Annotated in this window: 19 protein-coding genes; 11 read left to right on the top strand and 8 right to left on the bottom strand. The window is 68.2% G+C overall.

Annotated features, from left to right (window positions below):
- Positions 1 to 632: 632 nt before the first annotated feature.
- Both U9979_RS04315 and U9979_RS04310 read left to right on the top strand, forming a co-directional pair.
- On the top strand, positions 633 to 1,868 hold the full coding sequence (locus tag U9979_RS04315) for an MFS transporter (protein ID WP_322778358.1): 1,236 nt from the start codon (positions 633 to 635) through the stop codon (positions 1,866 to 1,868).
- Positions 1,865 to 2,944 carry a TolB-like translocation protein gene (locus tag U9979_RS04310; protein ID WP_322778357.1) on the top strand — a complete coding sequence of 360 codons (1,080 nt, stop codon included), beginning with the start codon at positions 1,865 to 1,867 and terminating at the stop codon, positions 2,942 to 2,944. Before U9979_RS04315 ends, U9979_RS04310 begins: the two co-directional genes overlap by 4 nt.
- Positions 2,945 to 3,038: 94 nt before the next feature.
- Here U9979_RS04310 and pth read toward each other — a convergent pair whose 3' ends face one another.
- Together pth and U9979_RS04300 are read right to left on the bottom strand one after the other, a co-directional pair.
- On the bottom strand, positions 3,039 to 3,644 hold the full coding sequence (gene pth, locus U9979_RS04305; RefSeq protein WP_322747844.1) for an aminoacyl-tRNA hydrolase: 606 nt from the start codon (positions 3,642 to 3,644) through the stop codon (positions 3,039 to 3,041).
- Between the two features lie 26 nt (positions 3,645 to 3,670).
- Positions 3,671 to 4,309 (bottom strand): 50S ribosomal protein L25/general stress protein Ctc, encoded by a 639-nt coding sequence (locus U9979_RS04300; protein WP_322747843.1) that lies wholly within the window; start codon positions 4,307 to 4,309, stop codon positions 3,671 to 3,673.
- Between the two features lie 167 nt (positions 4,310 to 4,476).
- On the opposite strand from U9979_RS04300, the gene U9979_RS04295 reads away from it, so the two are divergent.
- Positions 4,477 to 5,178 carry an acetyltransferase gene (locus tag U9979_RS04295; protein WP_322778356.1) on the top strand — a complete coding sequence of 234 codons (702 nt, stop codon included), beginning with the start codon at positions 4,477 to 4,479 and terminating at the stop codon, positions 5,176 to 5,178.
- Here U9979_RS04295 and U9979_RS04290 read toward each other — a convergent pair.
- The 4 genes from U9979_RS04290 to glmU form a co-directional block, all read right to left on the bottom strand.
- Positions 5,156 to 5,488: a YnfA family protein gene (locus U9979_RS04290; RefSeq protein ID WP_322747838.1), complete on the bottom strand. Its 333-nt coding sequence runs from the start codon at positions 5,486 to 5,488 to the stop codon at positions 5,156 to 5,158. The genes U9979_RS04295 and U9979_RS04290 overlap by 23 nt on opposite strands.
- Positions 5,489 to 5,563: 75 nt before the next feature.
- On the bottom strand, positions 5,564 to 6,655 hold the full coding sequence (locus U9979_RS04285) for an alpha/beta hydrolase (protein WP_322747837.1): 1,092 nt from the start codon (positions 6,653 to 6,655) through the stop codon (positions 5,564 to 5,566).
- A gap of 28 nt (positions 6,656 to 6,683) precedes the next feature.
- Positions 6,684 to 7,658 carry a ribose-phosphate diphosphokinase gene (locus U9979_RS04280; RefSeq protein WP_322747836.1) on the bottom strand — a complete coding sequence of 325 codons (975 nt, stop codon included), beginning with the start codon at positions 7,656 to 7,658 and terminating at the stop codon, positions 6,684 to 6,686.
- Positions 7,659 to 7,721: 63 nt separating this feature from the next.
- Positions 7,722 to 9,281 carry a bifunctional UDP-N-acetylglucosamine diphosphorylase/glucosamine-1-phosphate N-acetyltransferase GlmU gene (glmU, locus tag U9979_RS04275; RefSeq protein WP_322778355.1) on the bottom strand — a complete coding sequence of 520 codons (1,560 nt, stop codon included), beginning with the start codon at positions 9,279 to 9,281 and terminating at the stop codon, positions 7,722 to 7,724.
- A gap of 603 nt (positions 9,282 to 9,884) precedes the next feature.
- On the opposite strand from glmU, the gene U9979_RS04270 reads away from it, so the two are divergent.
- Positions 9,885 to 10,862 carry an acyl-CoA desaturase gene (locus tag U9979_RS04270; protein WP_322778354.1) on the top strand — a complete coding sequence of 326 codons (978 nt, stop codon included), beginning with the start codon at positions 9,885 to 9,887 and terminating at the stop codon, positions 10,860 to 10,862.
- A 271-nt stretch (positions 10,863 to 11,133) separates the two neighbouring features.
- Here U9979_RS04270 and U9979_RS04265 read toward each other — a convergent pair whose 3' ends face one another.
- Together U9979_RS04265 and U9979_RS04260 are read right to left on the bottom strand one after the other, a co-directional pair.
- Entirely contained in the window at positions 11,134 to 13,035 is a 1,902-nt protein-coding gene (locus U9979_RS04265) for an ABC-F family ATP-binding cassette domain-containing protein (protein ID WP_322778353.1), read from the bottom strand.
- Positions 13,036 to 13,081: 46 nt separating this feature from the next.
- Complete coding sequence (locus U9979_RS04260; RefSeq protein WP_322756386.1) at positions 13,082 to 14,086, bottom strand: 4-(cytidine 5'-diphospho)-2-C-methyl-D-erythritol kinase; 1,005 nt, start codon at positions 14,084 to 14,086, stop codon at positions 13,082 to 13,084.
- A gap of 322 nt (positions 14,087 to 14,408) precedes the next feature.
- Between U9979_RS04260 and U9979_RS04255 the strand changes: the two genes are divergently transcribed.
- From U9979_RS04255 to U9979_RS04225, 7 genes are all read left to right on the top strand, one after another.
- Positions 14,409 to 14,891 (top strand): Asp23/Gls24 family envelope stress response protein, encoded by a 483-nt coding sequence (locus U9979_RS04255; protein ID WP_322747831.1) that lies wholly within the window; start codon positions 14,409 to 14,411, stop codon positions 14,889 to 14,891.
- A gap of 20 nt (positions 14,892 to 14,911) precedes the next feature.
- Positions 14,912 to 15,376: a hypothetical protein gene (locus U9979_RS04250; RefSeq protein WP_322778352.1), complete on the top strand. Its 465-nt coding sequence runs from the start codon at positions 14,912 to 14,914 to the stop codon at positions 15,374 to 15,376.
- Positions 15,373 to 15,714, top strand: a complete 342-nt coding sequence (locus U9979_RS04245) for a hypothetical protein (protein WP_322778351.1) — start codon at positions 15,373 to 15,375, stop codon at positions 15,712 to 15,714. The genes U9979_RS04250 and U9979_RS04245 overlap by 4 nt, the downstream gene beginning before the upstream one ends.
- A gap of 138 nt (positions 15,715 to 15,852) precedes the next feature.
- A complete protein-coding gene (locus tag U9979_RS04240; RefSeq protein ID WP_322747829.1) occupies positions 15,853 to 16,041 on the top strand; it encodes a DUF2273 domain-containing protein in 189 nt (62 codons plus the stop codon).
- Positions 16,038 to 16,424, top strand: coding sequence for an Asp23/Gls24 family envelope stress response protein (locus U9979_RS04235; protein WP_322770632.1), 387 nt, complete (start codon positions 16,038 to 16,040; stop codon positions 16,422 to 16,424). The genes U9979_RS04240 and U9979_RS04235 overlap by 4 nt, the downstream gene beginning before the upstream one ends.
- A 19-nt stretch (positions 16,425 to 16,443) precedes the next feature.
- Positions 16,444 to 17,322, top strand: coding sequence for a DUF6286 domain-containing protein (locus tag U9979_RS04230; protein ID WP_322778350.1), 879 nt, complete (start codon positions 16,444 to 16,446; stop codon positions 17,320 to 17,322).
- Positions 17,319 to 18,044, top strand: a complete 726-nt coding sequence (locus U9979_RS04225) for an alkaline shock response membrane anchor protein AmaP (protein WP_322778349.1) — start codon at positions 17,319 to 17,321, stop codon at positions 18,042 to 18,044. The genes U9979_RS04230 and U9979_RS04225 overlap by 4 nt, the downstream gene beginning before the upstream one ends.
- Positions 18,045 to 18,155 lie beyond the last annotated feature (111 nt).

The raw sequence follows: 18,155 nt of genomic DNA, 5'->3' as shown, positions 1-18,155 counted from the left end.
CCCGACCGCTACCGACAGGACGATCAGTCGTGAGCTCAGTGGCGAGACGAGCTGACGGTACCCCCCGCCTCTTCGCACGGTCAGTAACGAGGACAACGAGTCCTCACGGCTTGAAATGCTCACCTGCCGGACTCCTACCTGCCCAGACGCCCCCGGAAGAACGTCAGCGGATCGCGCACTACCCTCCAGGATGACGAAGCCCGACATTCGGTGATGTATCGGCATGGCATGCTCGACCCTCAGCCCCCCGGACGTGGCCCGCCTGCCGCGGTATCACCGCCACACCGTGCCAACCTCCGGATGGGGCAGCCCCCTCCTGGACGCCGAGCCACCCCCCTACCGGAGCCCGACCACGAAAAATTATCCTATATAGCCCTGCATAACCAGGCCGAGGCCACATGTTGTGGCGGTAATCAGAAAATCAACCCATTGCCGGCACACAGCCTGACATCCGACCAACACCGGATCATAAACTTGTCAAGACTTCCACCATAATATTGTGGCGAACACGGACAGTTGGTTCTTCGGCTTGGCCGGAGGGGGAAGAGCCTTTGTACTCAACGCTGCGTGACGGTCCACCGCCCCGCACACCGGGCACCACGCCCGATCAGGCCCGGTCGCGCCGAGGACGCGTGGGCCTGGCCGTCGGCCCGGTCGTGTTCATGCTCGGCATGACCAGCCTGCTCACCGATCTGTCCACCGAGATGGTCACCGCGGTCCTGCCGCTGTACCTCGTGCTTTCTCTCGGCTTCAGTCCGTTACAGGTCGGTGTCGTCAATGGCCTCTACCAGGGTGTTACCGCGGTGGTCCGGCTGGCGGGGGGCGTGGCTTCGGACCGCCTCGAACGACACCGTGACATCGCCGCGGCGGGCTACGCGCTGTCGGTGCTGTCCCGGCTCGCTCTGCTCGTGCCCGGCGGCTCGGCCACGGTCGTCTCCGGTTCGATCGTGGCCGACCGGGTGGGTAAGGGCATCCGCACCGCACCGCGGGACGCGCTGTTGTCACTGGCCGCCACCGATGGCGACCTTGGACTTGCCTTCGGAGTGCACCGGGCCATGGACACCTTCGGCGCGATGCTCGGCCCGGTGGCGGCATTCGCCGTGCTGTCAACCGTTCCCGGGGGCTACCACCTCGTCTTTGCGGTCAGCGCGTGCGTGGGTGTGATCGGCGTGGCCGTCCTGCTGTCATTCGTCGACCGGCGCCCGGCTTCGGCGCCCTCACCCCAATCGTCACCAGCGGTGTCACCAGCAGTGTCACCAGCGGTGTCACCAGCGACATCACCGAAGATGACATCCCGTGCCATCGCGACGGCTGTGACCGACCGCAGGCTGCGCCGGATCCTGGTGGCCGGCTGCGCGCCGGCGCTGGCCACCATCGGCGACGCGTTCATCTACCTTCGCCTCCAGCAGACGCTGGAGATCACGCCGGCGATGTTCCCCCTGCTCGCGGCCGGAACATCCGGCACATACCTGCTCGCCTCGGTTCCGCTCGGTCGGCTGGCGGACCGGATCGGACGGGCCCGGGTGTTTCTCGGCGGTTTCGGGGCCCTGCTGGGCGTCTACGCCACGCTCCTCTCGCCGATACGGGGAATGACCGCGTTACTGTGCTGCCTGGGTTTCCTCGGCCTGTACTACGCCGCGACCGACGGCGTCCTGTCCGCACTCACCAGTGCCGCGCTACCCGCCGGCGCCCGTACCACCGGCCTCGCGCTGGTCCAGACCGGCGTGTCGCTCGGTCAGCTCGTGGCCTCGTCCCTCTTCGGCGCGCTGTGGACGATCGCGGGCGTGGAAACCGCGTTGACGGCGGCGGCCGTGCTCCTCGCCGTCACGCTTGCCATTGCATGGTCAGCCCTGCGGAGGACGACGTGACTGCCACCACCAGATCACCAGCCGAACCGACGACGCCACGGCGCAACCGACGGCGCCGCCACGCGGTGTTCGCGGCGGTCGTGCTGTGCACCGTGGCGGCGACGCTCGCCTACGGCATCACCGTCTCCCGCCGTTCATCCCCGGTGGCGGCCCAGGACGCCAGCCTGCGCCCGGCCGACCTGAGCTCGGTCCTGGCCACCCCGGTGGTCGTCTTCCGCAGTAGCGAACGGGGACCCACCTACGGCGAGGTGTCCGTGGCGAAACTCGACGACCTGGGCGGTCCGCATGTCGTCACAAGCCTGCAGTGCGACCGCGTCGACATGGTCGCCACGGTGGGGTTGTGTCTGGCCGCAAGCCCGGGCATCTACACCAATTACAAGGCGTTCACGTTCGACACGAAGATGCAGGTGCAGCACGGCTTCAACATCGTGGGCATCCCGAGCCGGGCCCGGCTGTCGCCCGACGGCCGGTTGGCTGCGGTAACCACGTTCGTGTCAGGCCACTCCTACGCCACGGGCGGCTTCTCAACCGCCACCACGCTCTACGACGTCTCCGCCGGACGAGAGATCGGTAACCTCGAGTCGTTCTCCGTCACCAGGGACGGCAAAGAGCTCCACCCCACCGACGCGAACTTCTGGGGAGTGACCTTCGATCGCGACGACGACCGCCTCTACGCGACGCTGGCCACCGGTGGCCAGACCTATCTCGTGGTCGGCAGCGTCAGGGGGCGGACACTGCGTACCCTGACGACCAACGTCGAGTGCCCGTCCCTGTCACCGGATGGAACCAGGATCGCCTTCAAGAAACGTGCCCAGGGCACGCTCGTGCAGTGGCGGCTTACCGTGCTGGACCTCGCGACCATGCGCGAGACGCCGCTCGCCGAGACCCGCAGTGTCGACGACCAGGCCGCCTGGTTCGACCAGAACACCGTTACCTACGGCCTGCCCAGGACATCGGATCAGGACAGCGTGATCAACGATGTATGGCGGGTGCCCGCGGACGGCTCCGGCACCCCTGCGGTCCTGGTGGCGCAGGCGTGGTCACCGGCCTTCGTGCAGACCGGCATCTCCCGCTGACCACGGCCGGCCACCAGCCACCAGCGGGCTAGTGCTCCAGGGACTGCGGCCTGCGGGCGCGCGATCTGACGATCGTCGCGCGCCCTTTGGCCCGCTACCGGGCCAGTGGATGAATGCGGTTCTGGGCCGCGGCCAGCCCTTCGGTGACGATCTGTTCGACTGCGTCCGCCGCAGTGTCCACGACGAGCGCAAGCTCCTTGCGTTCGACCGCCGAAAAGTCCCGCAGGACGAAGTCAGCCGGGTCCATCCGGCCGGGCGGGCGCCCGATGCCGACCCGGACTCTGAGGTAGTCACGTGAGCCCACCGATGTAGTGATCGATCGTAGCCCGTTGTGTCCGTTGTCGCCACCGCCGAGCTTGAGCCGGACAGCCCCGAAGGGAATGTCCAGTTCATCGTGGACGACGAGAATTCGTCCCACCTCGGCCTTGAAGAACGCGCGCAGAGCCGCCACCGGGCCACCCGAGGTGTTCATGAACGAATGTGGCTTGGCGAGCACCGCCCGTGCGCCGGCGAGCCGCGTCTCCACGACGTCGGCTCGTCCCCGGTGGGTTCGGAAACGGCCCCCGACCCGCTCGGCAAGCAGGTCGAGGACCATGAACCCGATATTGTGCCGGTTACCGGCATATGCCGGGCCTGGATTGCCCAGCCCCACAACCAGCCACGGCCCGGTGACCGCGCCGTCGGCTTGCAACCCGGTCATGATGCCGTGCCCCTGTTGCCGGGCGCCTAAGCGTCGGTCTTCTCGCCCGCCGCAGCGGTTGTCGCGGTGCCACCGGTTGCCTGCTCGGTCCCGGCGAGCTCGGCGTCCATCTGGGCCACGGTCAGTTTCGCGAGCGCCTGGACGACAACCTGCCCGGCGTCGGTGTCCAGGATGGAGCCGGCCGGCAGGGCGAGCTGACCGGCGTTGATGTTCGCGCCGGGTTCGAGGCCGGCGATGTCAACCTCGATCGACCCGGGGATGTTGGTCGCGTCGGCCTGCACCGAGACCGTGGTCAGCTGCTGGTCGACGAGGGTGTCGCTGTGGGCGTCCCCGACCAGCACGACCGGGATCTCCACCGTGACCCGCTCACCGGTACGGATGATGACAAGATCGACGTGTTCGAAACTACCCTTGATCGGATGTCGCTGGACGTCCTTGGGCAGGGCGAGCTGGGTGCCGTCGGACAGTTCCAGCCGGAGCAGCACGTTCGTGCCGGCATCGGTTTTGAACGCGTGCAGAAGTTCGTGAGCCTGCAGCGAGATATGGCGGGGCGGTTGACCGTGACCGTACAGAACGGCCGGGACCTTGCCGGCCTTGCGGGTACGACGAGCCCCGCCCTTGCCGAACTCGGTACGCGGCTCCGCGGCAATGCGGACCTCGGACATGGCGGTACTCATCCTCCTACAGCTTGGGGGAACAGCGGCGCGGCGCGAAACGAGCGGAAACGCCTGTCGGCACAACGCGGTCCTTCACAGTACCGGACGGAACGCGGCGCGGCGGACCCGCCCTCCGGCGAGCCGGCCGCTCATCGCGACGAGCTATAACAGTTCATGTGACAGAGCGCGCGCGCCAACCCCTGCTGCTGGTCGGAGCCGGCGGGCTTGCCCGCGAGACCGCACAGGCCGTTCAGGCCGCGGGCAGCCATCGACTGATCGGCTTCACCGACGACAACCCGACCCGGTGGGGCAGCGTGCTCGACGGCGTAGCTGTCATCGGCGGCACGGATGTCATCACCGGTATGTCGGACGCGGCGGTGGTGCTGTGCCCGGGTTCCGGTTCGGTGCGGGCCAGGCTCGCCACCCGGCTCGCCGCGGACGGGATCGGCGCGGAGCGCTTCGCCACCGTTGTCCACCCCGCGGTCCACGTGCCACCGTCATGCACGGTTGGTCATGGATCAATCCTGCTGGGTGGTGTCGTCCTGACCACGTCTGTCACCATCGGTAATCACGTCGCGGTGATGCCGAATTCGGTGTTCACCCATGACGACGTCCTGGACGACTTCGCGACGATCTGCGCGTCGGTCTCACTGGCCGGCGGCGTACGCGTGGGGACGGGTGCGTACATCGGTGCGGGCGCGCTCGTCCGGGAGAACCTCTCGGTCGGTCCGTGGTCCACGGTGGGCATGGGCGCGGTCGTACTGGCCGATGTGCCCGGCTCGGAGGTCTGGGTCGGCAACCCGGCCCGCTTCCTGCGGGGGGCCGGGCCCGTCGGCGTCGGTACCGGCCCTGCGATCACTTACGGTGGCCAAACATGATAAATCCCACACCGACCAGGCATACCGACGCGCCAAGGATGTCGTAACGATCCGGACGATACCCGTCCGCGACAACACCCCAGGCAAGTGATCCGGCGACGAACACACCGCCATAGGCCGCCAGCACCCGCCCGAAGTTCGGATCAGGCTGGAGGGTCGCGACAAATCCGTAGACACACAGTGAGATCAACCCGCCACCGACGAACACCGCCCCTCTGTGCTCGCGGATCCCCTGCCACACCAGCCACGCCCCGCCGATCTCGGCGACTGCCGCCAGCACGAAAAGGCCTGCCGTACGGACGACGAACACGGCGCCCAGCCCACCACAGATCCGGTCCGGCGGACCCCGGTTGCCGATATTCCTGCGATACCCGTGCCGGTATACCTACGCTGCGGACACCCGGGCGACGTCGTCGGCGAACCAGGAGAGCGCGTCTCGAAACGCCGGCCGCCAGACGGTGAACGTGTGTACTCCCGACCGCACGTGCAACTGCACCGGGTAGCCGTTGACGTCGAGGAGATCATACATATGATGAATGGCGATCGCGACCGTGTGGTCGTGACGTCCCACATCGAGCCAGATCTGCGGCCGGGGGCCCGGACCGAGGCCACCGACATAGAGATCCGGGCTGTTCGCGATCTCAGCAGCCTGCGCCTGGGGACCTGCACCGAACAACGGCCGCAGGCCGCCTGCATGGGTCGGGCGGGTCAGCCCGGACATGTCTATGATCGACCCGAACACGGACCTGTTCCGCAGGCCGATGTTGAGCGCGCAGTAACCACCCGCCGACATTCCGGCGATGCCACGGTTGGTCCAGCCGGGCTCGACCCGCAGGGTCGATTCGACCGTCGGTATGACGTCGCGCAACAGATGGGTCTCGACGTGCTCGCCGACTCCGTCCACGCACTCGGGGTCGTCAAGCCATCCGTGGCTCATGCGCGGCATCACTATGATCACCGGATGGCCGGCGGACGCGACCCGGTCACCGGCATCGGCTGCCTGCCCGCCGCGCAGCCAGTCAGCCGGGATACCGGGTGATCCATGGATGAGGTAAAGCACCGGAAAATGCGATTGCGGCCGGTCGAAGTACTGGGGTGGCAGATAGACCAGTGCGGTCGTCGCCCCGAAGCCGCTGTCCCTGTCAGGGACGGGAAGCGCCAGAACCGCCCCGTGCGGATGCGAACGCAGGGCAGCTGATGTCGCTGACGGACGCAGATCCGCGGTCCTCAGGCGGACATCAGAGCCACCCTCGGTGGCCGCTCCCACCACATCCCCGAGCCGGGGGAGATAGCTGAAGTACGCATTGACCACATCAGCCGCCGCCGCGATCGTGAGCATGATCGCCAGAAAGAAGATCACGACTCTGGTTGGTCGCGGCCACCTGCCGAACGTCCGCGTCACCGCGACCCATGCGGCCGTCGCCGCCGCGAAAAGAGCACCGATAAAGCCGCCGGACAGGACGGACAACCCGCTCATCGCCGGGCCGTCCCTCCCGCCCCGGCGGTCATGCGTCGCCGCCGAAGAGCTCGGTCACCGACCCGTCCTCGAAGACCGCCTTGATCGCAGCGGCCAACAGCGGCGCGATCGACAGTTCTGTGATCTTGTCGATCCTGGCCTCGCTGCGCAGCGGCAACGTGTTGGTCAGCACAACCTCGCTGATGTCGGAGTTCTTCAGCCGGTCGACGGCGGGGCCGGAAAGCACGCCGTGGGTCGCCGCGGCGATCACCTCGGTCGCGCCGTGCTCCGCCAGGGCCTCCGCCGCCTTGGTGACGGTGCCGGCGGTATCGATCATGTCATCGACGATAACGCAGGTCCGACCCCTGACCTCTCCGACCACGTCGAACATCTTGACCTGGTTCGGCACATCCGGGTCACGTCGCTTGTGGATGATCGCCAGCGGACAGCCGAGCCGATCGGTCCAACGCTCGGCAACGCGGACCCGGCCGGCGTCGGGGGCCACCACCGTGACGACGGATGTATCGAGCTTGCTCTCGATGTAGTCGGTGAGCAGCGGCAACGCGAACAGGTGGTCAACCGGTCCGTCGAAGAACCCCTGGATCTGGGCGGTGTGGAGATCCACCGACATCAGCCGGTGCGCACCGGCGGTCTTGAACAGATCCGCGATCAGCCGGGCCGAGATCGGCTCCCGGCCACGGTGCTTCTTGTCCTGCCGAGCGTAGGGATAGAACGGCGCCACCACGGTGATGCGTTTGGCGTTCGCACGCTTGAGCGCATCCACCATGATGAGCTGTTCCATCAACCACGTGTTCACCGGCGCGGCGTGACACTGCAGCACGAATGCGTCACACCCGCGAACCGACTCCTCGAACCGGACGAAGATCTCTCCATTGGAGAACTCGTAGGCGCTCGTGGGCACCGGCGCAACGTCAAGTGCGGCGGCCACCTCGGCTACCAGTTCAGGATGCGCGCGACCGCCGAAAAGCATCAGGTTGCGCCGGTTCTCAGTCTGGTAGGCCATCAGGAATCTCCAACCTGGTCCATTCGATTACGAGCGCTCGGTCCTCATCGCTACGACAGGTGTCTACGATCGGCGCCCGCCGCCGGCGCTGCCAGCGATGGTGACGGCGGCGGCAGTCGGACCGTCGGCAGTGGGTACCGGACCATCGGCGCCAACCCCATCGCCCGTTGACGCGCGGGAGCCCGTTGACGCGCGGGAGGATGCAGAGGAGGCGGCCCGAGCCGCCGCCGTGCCGGGACGACGCCGTTGCACCCACCCCTCGATCGTCCGCTGCCGGCCCTCCCGGACCGCGAGCGCTCCCGACACCACATCCTCAGTGATGATCGAACCAGCACCTGTGTACGCGCCGTCCCCCACCTGGACTGGCGCAACCAGCACGGTGTCACTGCCGATCTTGACATCCGCACCGATCACGGTGCGATGCTTAGCGATGCCGTCATAGTTCGCAAAGATCGTCCCACAGCCGATGTTGCTACGCTCACCGATCACCGCATCGCCGACGTAGGCCAGGTGGGGTACTTTCGCGCCGTCGGCGATCTGGGCCGCCTTGGTCTCCACAAAGGCACCGAGCTTGACCCCGCATCCGATGTGCGTTCCCGGGCGCAGATGCGTGTAAGGACCGACCACGCAGTCCGGTCCGATCACCGAATCGGCCGCGGTGGTGCGGCTGACCGTGGCACCGGCCCCGACCACCGTGTCGGTGAGGGTGCAGTCGGGACCGATCACGGCTGCGACGGCCACCCGGGTGCGCCCGTGCAGGAACGTGTTCGGCAGCAGTGTCGTGTCCGCCTCGACGGTGACGTCGACGTCGATCCAGGTGGTGGAGGGATCCAGCACGGTGGTGCCCGCCCGCATCACCGCGGTCACGATCCTGTCCCGCATGACGATCCCGGCCGCGGCGAGCTGGATCCGGTCGTTCACACCCAACGCCTCGCCCGGATCGTCGAGCGGATACGCGGCTACGGCGTGGCGATGCGCGAAAAGCGCGCCGACGACGTCGGTCAGGTATTCTTCACCCTGGGCATTGTCGGTCGTCAAAGATGTCAACGCCTCGATCAACGGACCGGCTGTAAAGACGTATACCCCGGTATTGATCTCACGAATGGCCGCGGTGACGCGGTCTGCGTCCGACTGCTCGACAATCGCCCGGACTTCACCTGAGGACCCACGAATCACCCGACCGTACCCGGACGGATCGGAAACCTCGGCGGTCAGCACGGTCGCCGCCGCGGCTGCCCGGATATGGGCCGCCACCAGCGCCGACATGGTCGCGCCGGTCAACAGCGGGGCGTCCCCGGGGACCACGACCACCAGCTCGTCCGGCCCGATGCCCACAGTCGCCTGCAATGCGACCCGGACCGCGTGTCCCGTGCCGCCCTGGGCGTCCTGCACGACCGGCGACACCTCCGGAGCGCGTCCGGCGATCGCCGCGATCACCCGCTCCCGGGCATGCCCGACCACCACGAGCTGTCGCTGTGCACCGAGCGGCGCCACAGCGGCAAGAACATGGTCAAGGAGGGATCGACCCGCGATACGGTGCAGCACTTTGGGGATGGTTGAACGCATCCGTTTACCCTCGCCTGCCGCGAGGACGACAACCGCCGCCGGACGTGGTTGGGTCACACGAGCTCCCGTGATCGCGGACATCAACGTCAGTGTATGCCGAGTCTAGCGGGTTACGAACCCGCCGGTTACGAAGCACCGGTTACGACGCACCGGTTACGACGCACCGACAACAAGTCGCCTCTCAACGGGTCGCCGCTAACGACTCCCGGGCGCGACTCCTGGGTGCGACTCCTGGGTGCGCCTCCGCGGTGACGTGCACAATTTCCACGACGGCACGTGACGCAACGCGGATAAACCGTCCGGGCCGCACCGATGCCTCGGCCGGTCGAAACCTCGCGCTCCGCCGCCACGACTCGAACGTGGACTAGAAGAACCAAAATCTTCTGTGCTGCCGATTACACCACGGCGGATCGAGGGAAAACCGAAGGCAGTCTACCATCCCCAAGACCTCCCGCCAAAGATCATCCGATGATGCCAGCTGGGCCGGCCGCACGGATTGTTTTCGTGGATGTTCCCCGCAGCGGGCACCATGCGTTGCCGCAACGAGCTACCGTGACTTAACGGAAGTCGTCGTGGCTGTGAACGCGACCACCAACCGCGACCACCGACCGTGACCGACGAACCCGACCGACGAACGGGACCGATGAACGGGACTATGTCATGACTGCAACAGACACGGTGAACGCGACGGGTGTCGCGGCCGGCGTGACCGCTCCGCTCCGCCACACGGTCGTGCCGCAGTCATCGGTCAAAGCTCGAAGCGAGCAGGTCATCCTGGCGACGATCATCGCCCTTCCGCTCACCGCGCTGGCCGCGGCGATCCCCCTGCTGTGGGATCGGTGGATCAGCTGGCGAGATGTGGTCCTGGCCGCGGTCATGTATATGATCACTGGCCACGGCGTGACCGTCGGTTTCCACCGGTACTTCACCCACCGCGGATTCAAGGCCGCCAGGCCCGTACGCGTCGCACTCGCCGTCGCCGGCAACATGGCGATCGAAGGTCCAGTGATCCGCTGGGTTGCCGACCACCGGCGTCACCACGCCTTCAGCGACAAGGACGGCGACCCGCACTCGCCGTGGCGGTACGGCACCGGCACCCGCGCGGTGGCCAAGGGTCTGTGGCACGCCCACATCGGGTGGCTGTTCGACGTCGAGCAGACCGACCAGCGCCGGTACGCTCCGGACCTGCTCGCTGACGCCGACATGGTCCGGGTCAGCCATATGTTCGCGGTCTGCGCGGCGGTGAGCCTCGCCGCGCCTGCGCTCATCGGAGGGCTGTGGGGCGGCTCCTTCGAAGCCGCACTGCAGGCGTTCTTCTGGGCGAGCCTGGTCCGGGTGGCCCTGCTGCACCATGTGACGTGGTCGACGAACAGCATCTGTCACGTGGTCGGCAAGCACCCGTACAAGTCACGGGACCACTCCGGCAACGTCTGGCCGCTCGCCTTGCTGTCGATGGGCGAGTCCTGGCACAACCTGCATCACGCCGAGCCGACCCTGGCCCGTCACGGGGTCAAACCCTGGCAGCTGGACACCAGCGCCTATCTGATCAAGCTGATGGAGACGCTGCGGGTCGTTCATGACGTCCGCTGGCCAGACCCCGAACGCCTGCGGGCGAAAGAGGTCCAGACAGCCGGCTGACCGAACCGAGGGCCTGGGATCTTGACGCGGCCGGCAACAGGGGGCGCGGCGTCGCGGGGCCAGGGCACGCACCGGGGCACGGGCCGGGGCACGCACCTCGCCACATCGCTCCCTGTCCATCGCTGCGCGATGCATGCACCCAAGCCCCGTTCCTTCATCTACGCCCCTAGTGCCGGGCGCTCTTAACGATGTGAATCTGATGCTCCTGCCACAGCACCAGATTCACATCGTTCCCAAAGAGCATCCGGCAGCAGGACGCCCTCCAGGACATTCAGGCATCTTCGAGGTCGGTCGCGACGACGAGCCAGGCCTCCTCGGTCCGGGTTTTCTCCGCGACGACCGCACGCAGCTCAGCGTCCAGGGCGAGCAGGCGCCCATGGTCGGTGGCTGCCTCCGCAAGCGCCGTGTGCAGCGCGGTCTCCTGGCGTCCCAACCGCTCCAGCGCCCGTTCAAGGCGGTTCAGCTCCTTGCGCGCGACCCGGGCCTGAGCCGCTCCGCCACCGCCACCGCCACCGCCACCGGCACCGGCACCGGCACCGGCACCGGCACCCGAGCTGGCACCGGATCCGGGACGGGCTGAACTGCCCGTATCGGTGGGCGTCCCGGCGCCTGCGGCGGCCAGGCGTTGCCGGCGGGCGAGGTACTCATCCACCCCACCGGGCAGCATGACCAGGCAACCGTCGCCAAGCAGAGCGACGATCGTGTCGCAGGTTCGTTCCAGAAAATAACGATCATGACTGACCACGACCAACGTTCCCGGCCACGAGTCCAGGATGTCCTCCAACGCGGTCAGCGTGTCGGTGTCCAGGTCGTTGGTGGGTTCGTCCAGTAGCAGCGCGTTGGGCCGTTCCATGAGCAGCCGCAGGAGCTGCAGCCGCCGCCGTTCCCCGCCGGAGAGGTCACCGACCGGCGTCCACTGCCGGGCCGAGGGCAGACCGAACTGCTCCAGCAGCTGACCCGCCGTCAGCTCCCGGTTCTGCCCGCCGTGTCCACCGTCGCCGGCGGAGCTGCGCGATGGCGCCGACGACTTCGGCCGGGGTCCGACATCCAGTACCTGGCCGGCCTCCTGGACCGCCTCCAGCGCCCGCAGCCTCGGGTTCAGCTCGCAGATCTCCTGGGTGAGCAGAGCGGGGCGCGCACTGCGCCCCACTCGGACAGTGCCCGAATCCGGACTCACCGTACCGGTCAGCAGGCGCAACAGCGTGGTCTTACCGCTCCCGTTGCCCCCGACGAGACCCACCCGATCGCCCGGGCCCAGCCGCCACGTCATATTCGCGAACAGCTCCCGGTCACCGAGGCGCAGCGTCACGTCCTCGACGTCGAAGACGTCCTTCCCGAGGCGGGATGCGGCAAAGGTCCGCAGACCGAGGGTGTCGCGCGCGGGTGGCTCGTCAGCAATCAGGGCGTTGGCCGCATCGATTCGAAAGCGCGGCTTGGCGGTCCGGGCCGGCGGGCCACGGCGCAGCCAGGCCAGCTCCTTGCGGAGCAGGTTCTGGCGCCTCGCCTCGGTGGCGTCGGCTCGCCGGGTCCGCTCCGCGCGGGCCAGCACATACGCGCTGTAGCCGCCCTCGTAGGCGTCCACCCGGCCGTCGACGACCTCCCAGACCCGCTCGCACACCTCATCGAGAAACCACCGGTCGTGCGTGGCGACGAGGAGCCCGCCGCGCCAGGATGCCAGCTCGGCGGCGAGCCACGCGACGCCTTCGACGTCAAGATGGTTGGTGGGCTCGTCCAGTATCAGCAGGTCCAGGTCGTCGACGAGCAGCGCGGCCAGGGCGGTACGCCGACGCTCCCCACCGGAGGACTGCCCGACGAGATCGTCCAGACGGTCGAGCAGACCCAGCCCGCGCAGCACCGACCGGCGACGTGGATCCGCGGCCCACACATGATCGGGTACGTCACCGACCACGGCCTGGCGCACGGTCGCGGTGGGCACGAGCCGGTCGTCCTGCGCGAGGATGCCCACGCGCAGCGACCCCGTGTGTACGACCCGACCGGCATCGGGGTGCGCCTCACCGGCCAGGAGCTTTAGCAGCGTGCTCTTGCCCGCGCCGTTACGGCCGACCACCCCGATCCGTTCCCCGCTCGCCACTCCGAGGCTCACGCCGTCCAGCAGGACGCGGGTCCCGAAGGCGGCCACGACCGCCTCCATCGTGACCAGGATGTCACTCATCGGATCCTGCTCATCAGGCCGGGGTCGGCGCGGATCGTCCTGCGGCTCATCCGGACGTGCCCGGGTCGACCAGACGGGCGCCCGCGACCGGACCGTGCGCCCGTCGAACCGCCCGGCAGACGCCCATCCCGGCGAGGCTCGCAGCCAGTGCCACGCTCTGCGCGGCGTCCCGGGCCAGGAAGGCGCAGGTCGGTCCGGACCCGCTGACGACGGCACCGACCGCCCCGAGTTCGGTTCCGGTTTCCAGCACCCGCCGCAGCGACGGGCGCAACCGCAACGCAGCCGGTTGCAGATCGTTGACCAACGCATTACCCAATTCGACCGGATCCCCGGTGCGCAACGCCGCCAGGACCGCGTCAGGCGGGGTGGGTTCGGTGCGCAGACGTCCTTCGGACAACCGGTCGAACTCGGCATAGACCGAAGCGGTGGACAGGCCACCGTCAGCCAGCGCGAAGACCCAGTGGTACTCGCCACGTCCGAGGACCGGCGTGAGCTGCTCGCCCCGGCCGGTTCCAAGCGCCGTACCCCCGGTCAACGGGAACGGGACGTCGCTGCCGAGCCCGGCAGCGAGCTCCGCGAGAACCGACCGGTCCAGGTCAGTGCCCCACAGGGCGTCGAAGGCGACCAGCGCCCCGGCGGCGTCGGCGCTGCCACCGGCCATCCCGGCTGCGACCGGAATGCCCTTAGCCATGCTCAGGTGCGCCCCTGCGCCGCGCACGCCGGCGCGGGCCGCGAGCACATACGCGGCCCTGACGGCGAGATTGTCCGATCCCGTCGGGACCAGCGAGATTCGCGCCGCGGCCGAGTTCGCTGGGATGTCGCCGGGAGCGGCGGCCGGCAGCGCACCGGCGGCACCCTCACCGGTGACCTCCACGGCGATGACCGGCTCCATGGCGTCGGGGTCGGTCGCGGCGTCCGGGACGTCGGTGACCGTGATGTCGTCATAGAGCGAAACAGCCTGCAGGATCGTGGTTACCGCGTGATAACCGTCGTCCCGGCGCGGGCCGACCCCGAGATGCAGGTTGACCTTGGCCGGCGACCGGACAGTCACCCGGGTGCCCTGGGCGGGCACGGGCGACCGGCCGGAGCCGGCGGCACCGGAAGGGTGCGGATGAGACCGAGGCAGCGGACGCTCCTTCACTCGTGGGGCGTGTTCCGACCGGGCACCAACGAACCTATCCGGCCGGCCGGACGCGAGTGTCCCCCTCACCACCGGGTAGGACGATGCATACCAGCCGGTTGACCGCGCCGAGCACGACCGGCTGCCACATCTGGGCGGCCGACGGCCTCCGGTTCATGGGCCCACGCGGCCGGGGACCGCGGGAAACCCGAGGGATCCGTCCCCACGACTCCAATGATTGTGGAGGCACGTCATGAGCACGACGACCACCGAGAAGACCTCTCCCGTGACACGAGAGACACCCCAGCGCGACGGGGCCGGCGTGTCCCGGCGGACGGCCACCGAGCTCGTGACAAGCCAGGGCAAGACGGCTATCGCGGACTCGGTTGTCCGTAAGATCGCGGGCGTGGCGACCCGCGAGGTCGAAGGTGTGCACAATCTCGGCACCGGCGGCACCCGCGCGGTCGGCTCGCTGCGCCAGCGTATCCCGGGCTCGTCCGGACGCAACGTATCCCAGGGGGTCGGCGTCGAGGTCGGCGAGCGGCAGGCGGCAATAGATCTCGACGTCGTGGTCGACTACGGCGTGTCGATAGTCGATCTCGCCCAGGCGATCCGCGGCAACGTCGTGACCTCAGTCGAGGGGATGACCGGCCTGGAGGTGACCGAGGTCAACATCGCGGTGGACGACGTCTACATCCCTGAAGACGATGACGATAAGCAGGCTCGGGTGCAGTAAAAATCATGGTCCGATTGGCAGTGTCCACGCAGCCGGCCGCCATCGCGGCCGCGGTTGCCCGCTGCCCCGTGGTCGCCGCGCTCTCCCCGGGAGTCAGCGGCAACGTGGTCACCTATCTGCCCGACCGACGCGTCGTCGGCGTCCGCAAAGTACTGGGTGGTGTCGCTGTCCATGTCATCGCCCGGTTCGGACCGACAATCCCCGAAATCGCCGGCCAGATTCGGGCCGCGGTCACCGCGGTGGCCCCGGACTGTAAGCGGATCGACGTCGTCGTCGACGATCTTGAAGTCTCCCTGGACAGATCCGCCGTCAGCGTCGGGCACCCGCCACGTGGCACCGGCGGATCCCGTACCGGCGGAGCCCGCACCCGTGGCACGGCCGGCGGGCGCTCGGGCCGGGGGAAGGCGTCCATGACGAAGTCGGCCACGACCGGAACAAGCACGGCCGGAGCGACCAGAACAGGCACAGGGACCAGGAAGCAATGATCGACAGACCGGCTGGGCCGGCACGGATCCAGCCAGCACGGATCCAGTCAGCACGGACGGACCGTGACGCGGGTTCGGCCGCCCGGCGCGCCGAGGTACGTCGGTTCATCCGGGAAAACCACCCGGACAGGGGCGGCGATCCCGATGTGTTCATGGCCGGCCTGGGGCTTCGGCGGCCCGAGCTGTCACCACGAACCGCGGGTGGTGGGGTGACCGCCTACCACCGGCGCGCCGGACTGGCGATCGTTGCCCACTGGGTACGCCAACAGTGGGTGCACCGGGTGCACCGGGTGCACCGATGCTGGCGGACATCGCGACGGCCCCCGCGGGTCCGCTAGCACCGTCCCATCAGAGCACCGGCCGCGCCCGTCAGCCGCGGGCGCGGCCACCTGCAACCGCGACTGTGCGCCGGACGACAGCACGCCTGACAACAGTCCGCCTTCACCACGCTTTGCGCCTACAACGAGGAGGCTCCGATGCGTTCGAGTGCAATCGGTCTCATCACCGGGTTGATCTCGGGTCTCGCGCTCGCCTTCGGCGGCTTCGGTGACTTCCTGATCGTTCTGGTCTTCGGCGCCATCGGCCTGTTCGTCGGCAAGGTCCTGGACGGGGACATCGATATCAACCGGTACGTCAGCGGCGGCGAACGCCGCGACATGCGATGAAGCCCACCGTGGTGCGCCGGCCCGAAACGACAGCGCGGGGACGCCTGGTCGTCACGAACGCCGTCATTGAGAAAATCGCAGCCCAAGCCGCACTGAACGTCAACGCCGTCGGCGGGCTGGGGCGCCGGCCTCCCGGCCGACGCCGACGGCCCGCGGCGGACGAACGTCCGCCGCGGGTGTCAGCGCGCGTCGGGCGGGGCACCGCTCGGATCTCGATGTCTCTGTCGATACGGTATCCTGCCCGAATTGTCGAGGTATGCGAGGGAGTACGCACCCGGGTGAATCAACAGGTGGCCGACCTGGCTGGTCTACGGGTGACCCACATCGACATTGACGTGTCCGCTTTCGAGTCCGGGACCGACCCGGACACCCGGGCTCGGTAGTTGACGGGAGGTCACCATCGTGCGCGTGACAAACCGGATCGTCGCGGCACTGCTTGCCGCAGCCATCGCGGCGGCCGGGGTCGTCGCGATCGTCGAGATGATCAACGCGGCCTTCGGCAGCGGGTATGCCATCGTCGACTGGCGGGCGGCGGCGGGCGCCATGGCGCGCAACAGCTGGTCCGACACGGGACCGGCAGTACTCGGCGTGATCCTTGGCGTCGTCGGCGTCCTCCTGCTCGTGCTGGGGCTGCGACGTGGTCGGCTCGAGTGGTTCACTGTGCAACCGTCGTTGGCCGGGACCTCCACGTTCGCCGCTGGTCGCGGTGTCGGTCGTGCCCTGGCCAGCGCGGCCGAGGATGTGGACGGTGTGAGCCGGGCAAAGGTCCGGCTCCGGCGCCGCACCGCCAGGGTGAAGATCGAGTTCCATCCCCGGGTCAACCCGGACGCGCCGGAACAGGTACGTGACGAGATCTACGAACGGCTGGCTTCCTTCGATCTGGTGTCGCCCCCGAAGGTGAAACTGAAAGTCAAGGCGTCGCGTCCCGCATCCCCTGACAGCGGTGTAGTGCCGCAACCAGCCTCGCCTGCGCCAGCCTCGCCTGCGCCAAGCTCGCCTGCGCCAAGCTCGGGGGACGCGGCGCGGGCCCTCGCACGCACCGGCCCCGGTAGCTCGTCAGCACCGCCAGCATCGCAATCAACCCCGGCAGCGCAATCAGCCCCGGCAACGCAATCAACCACAGAGACGATCTTTGGTACTTCGACCGCAGGTGAGCGGACCAGGCCGTATCCGGTCGGCCTCGATCTGACCAAACCCGATCCGGAGCGCACCCGGAAGGACACCCCGGCGACTGCTCCGGCGGATGCGTCGGCGGACGACCGGAAAGAGGACCACACGTGAACGGAACCGCGAACACCGTCAACGCGCGAACCGTGGACAGCCCGATCCCGCAGCTCGGTCCACCGATCCGTTCGAACGACGTGAGCGACATGGTGAGCACGGCAGAGCCGACCGGGTCCACGAAGATGCCCCGACCGCGCAAGCACCCGTTCACTCCCAGAGTCGATCGGGTGAACCGGGTGGTGTTCGTCCTGTTGGGGCTTGTGTGCCTGGGCGGTGGGATCGTCGCCCTGCTCGCCGGTCGGGGTGTGTTCGGCGATGACGTCACAGACCGGCCGGCGCTCACGGCTGCGAACCGGGCCTTTGCCGCCGACCATGGCTGGTTCTGGCCGGTCGTGGGAGCGGCCACGGCCCTGGTTGTCGTGCTGGCGCTCGCCTGGCTGTGGCTACAGCGGTCCACTGGGGACCTGGCTGGCCTGTACGTCGTCGACGACACCTTCGGACGTGTCCGGGTGAACGCGCGGGCCTTCACCAGCGCTGTGGAAAGCGAGCTGGCAGCTGCAGCGGGCGCCCAGCAGGTTCGCGCGCGACTTCTGCATAAGGAGAAAGATCCGCTACTGCGAGTAGTTGTGACGATGGAACCAGACATAAACGTCAGCCGGCTTCGAGCCGACATCGAACAGGTCGTTCTGCCACACGCGCGTGGTGCCCTGTCCCGCGCGGACCTCGCCACCGAAGTCCAGCTCGTTCCGAGTCCTGGCCACGGTGTCCGCGTGCACTGACCAGGCCTGCCTACCGATCGGCCGGCAATTTTCGATCAGAGTCCGGCAGCCGTGTCCCGATCAGAAGGGTGGCGGTTCGGGTTCTGGGTCCGGTTCTGGGACGGGCTGCTG

The organism is Protofrankia sp. Cas4, from assembly GCF_963555915.1.
GTDB lineage: Bacteria > Actinomycetota > Actinomycetes > Frankiales > Frankiaceae > Protofrankia.
The sequence above is the reverse complement of the archived record's forward strand: the minus strand, read 5'-3'. Positions and strand labels throughout refer to the sequence as shown.